Below are 2217 nucleotides of genomic sequence, written 5' to 3'. Positions count from 1 at the left end.
CAAGCCTTGTCTTAAAAAGTGTGGATAGATAGCTAACATCCCAAGAAACTATTCCAGGGAAAGGGACTAAATGCGCGGCTTGAGGCGAGGCAACAAATCCTTTCCCGAATAACCAAGGCAGAAGGGCTTCAACTTGTTTGCAAACATGTTGGCATTTTATTGAAAATTCATCTCCAAATTCATGTGCACCCTGAACCTTTCTATATAAAGGCTTTGCAGGTTTAGTAACCTTTTCCGAACTTTTTTGACTTTGATGAAGAGATGTACCTAAACTTTCTTCAATCTCACCTGTTTGATTTGTAATATGATGAGTTAAAAAGTCATTTAAAACTAATTTGATTTCACCTAATTGCTCCTCAGATAAATGATCCTTTACTAGTTCAAACATGTCAGAAACTCTAACAGCAAAGTCTCGATGGCTTTCTAAAAGTTTGGGAAAACGTTCTTGAGAATGAACAAGGTAATGGCCTAAAAAAATATCTACAAATTTTTTAACTTGCTCAACACCACCAGTTAATAATTCAGAGATGTTGTTTTTTTCTTTTTCCATAAGTTTGTTAAAAAAACTTTCTAAAATATCAGCCTTTTTTGCTTTTAATTCTTTTAATAAATTTGTTAGGTCTTCAATCTCTTTTTTAATCTTAGTTTCTTGATTTAATTCTTTTTCTATTTCAGCCACATTTTTATTGATAAAATTTTGATAAACTCTCAAAAAATCCTCTGGGAAAAGAAATGAATTAAGCTTTGATACAATTTCTTGGGCAGTCATCTCCTTACCAGAATTAGGAAGCAGATTAAATAAATTTTTAAATAGTTCTTCGAATACGGGTGCTTTTCCGTTTGCCATTGGTTCTGTCAACGCTAAAAGAGGTTTTAAATAGTCTTCAATGTATGTTTTTAGAGCAAGACAATCATCTATAGTAATAATTTCTACATCTTTTTTTCTGTTTAGCCTCTCTCTGAGTTCATTAGTTATTCCCAGCACCTGAGATTGAATAGAGGGAATAACATTAGCTGCTAGTGTTTGCAAAGCGTCTTTATAAGCGACAGGATCACGGCTATCATTAATTAAAATTTTTTTAATCTCTTGAATAAAATCAGGATATCTTTCTAAATTTCCCTCTTTTATTTCCTGGAAAATTTTCATGTAACGAGGACAAGTTTCATCGACCTCTTGCCGAACTTGATTCAATTTGCCGGAATAAACCGCTAAAGCTTCTTCGAAAGATGTTTTAATTGTTTTGAATTGCTTTATAGAATCATCTAAATTTTCGACTTCTTCTCCTTGAAGAGCAGTATTAATACCATTTAAAATCGTTTCAATTTTTTGTGGTAAACCACCCTTAATTGATTTCACATGCTTGCTTAGTGTTTGAATAGTGCCTGGTAGTATCTTTTTAAGATCGTTATAGCCCTCTTCTAATTCACTATGTTCTTTTTTTAAAAATTCGATCTCCTCTGTTGTTAGTTTTTTCACATCAATTTCTTGATATTTTTCTAAAAATTGTTCAAATTTTAGTAAAAAAGCATCAATTGTTTTTATAGGGCTGTCTAATTTTTCTAATAATTCTAATTCTTTTATTTTATCTGCATAAGGTCTTTTTTTTATATTAGTTAAGCGCTCGTTTAAATCCTTTAATTCCATTTTTTTTTCATCTAATTCTGTTTGTACTTCTTGATACTCTCGACTTATTTTGCTTAATGTTTTGTCATTTAGAATGTCGACGGTTTTATTTTCACAAGATAGAGTTAGCTTAACTAAACTTTCCAACTCACTTTGGCTACATACTTTTATCCATAACTTTTTAGTTTTATTAATGAACTTATTCCCAATTTTTTCATTTAGTTTAATATAAATCCTTTTTTGTAACTCGTTTGTTTGTAAAATTGAAGTTTTTAAATCTCCCCTATTATAAGAACATAAAAATCTTCCTTTAGAAAATTTAGTTGATTTCTCGGAAAAAGATATTGTCTTCGTCTCTTCTTCTGTAGCTGGCAGTGATTTAGTGGCAATTTTTTCAATATTTTCTTCAGTTGGACTTTTGACCTGTTGTGAAGATGTTTGAACTTCACTAGTTTGAGAACTTGTACTTTCAGTTAAAGAAGGTTTACAATCATCAGTAGGAATATACATAATTACTCCTTAACAATTATATTATTAGATTAAATACAATATCACTATATAATTAACTGTAACATATTAATTATTTATTTATT

1 protein-coding gene is annotated in these 2217 nt (G+C 30.1%); it reads right to left on the bottom strand.

Annotated features, from left to right (window positions below; genetic code table 11):
- Positions 1-2134: hypothetical protein (locus TY19_RS06125; protein WP_042280997.1), on the bottom strand; the 2134-nt coding region annotated here is incomplete at its 3' end.
- Positions 2135-2217 lie beyond the last annotated feature (83 nt).

Source organism: Candidatus Protochlamydia sp. R18 (assembly GCF_000648255.1).
Lineage (GTDB): Bacteria > Chlamydiota > Chlamydiia > Chlamydiales > Parachlamydiaceae > Protochlamydia > Protochlamydia amoebophila.
This window is presented reverse-complemented; position numbering and strand designations above follow the sequence as displayed.